This is a genomic window from Rahnella sp. P4_A8, assembly GCF_056402435.1.
Window position 1 is genome coordinate 1 of the sequence record NZ_JBFUHK010000327.1, and the last position, 741, is coordinate 741.

The window sequence follows — 741 nt, forward strand, 5'->3', positions numbered from 1 at the left end:
GACAGCTGAACAGCAGGTCGCTGAAGTTGCACAGAAAGTAGCTAAAGAGAAATACGGTCTTGATGTTGAGCTGGTGACTTTCAATGATTATGTATTGCCTAACGAAGCGCTGAGCAAAGGTGATATCGATGTTAACGCCTTCCAGCATAAACCTTATCTTGATCAGCAGATCAAAGATCGCGGTTACAAACTGGTCCCGGTGGGTAACACGTTCGTTTACCCAATCGCCGGTTACTCTAAGAAAATCAAATCTATTGATGAGCTGAAAGATGGCGACCAGGTTGCGCTGCCAAACGACCCGACTAATCTCGGCCGTTCTCTGCTGCTGCTGCAAAAACAAGGTCTGATCAAACTGAAAGACGGTGTTGGTCTGTTACCGACAGTTCTGGATGTGACTGAGAACCCTAAAAATCTGAAACTGGTCGAACTCGAAGCACCACAACTGCCACGTTCACTGGATGATGCGAAAATCGCTCTGGCCGTAATCAACACCACTTACGCCAGCCAGATCAACCTGACGCCAGAGAAAGACGGTATCTTCGTAGAAGATAAAGAATCTCCATACGTGAACCTGATCGTTGCACGTGAAGATAACAAAGATGCTGAAAACGTGAAGAAATTCGTTCAGGCTTACCAGTCTGATGAAGTGAACGCTGCAGCGAATAAAATCTTCAACGGTGGCGCAGTGAAAGGTTGGTAATTGCCCGAAATCAGGAACCCTACATTTTTCCTGAGTATTCG

Annotated in this window: 1 protein-coding gene; it reads left to right on the forward strand. The window is 46.3% G+C overall.

Features of this window, described 5'->3' with window-relative positions; genetic code table 11:
- A partial coding sequence (locus AC1DUO_RS25760; protein ID WP_477989557.1) for a MetQ/NlpA family lipoprotein occupies nt 1–700 on the forward strand: 700 nt, incomplete at its 5' end.
- Nucleotides 701–741 lie beyond the last annotated feature (41 nt).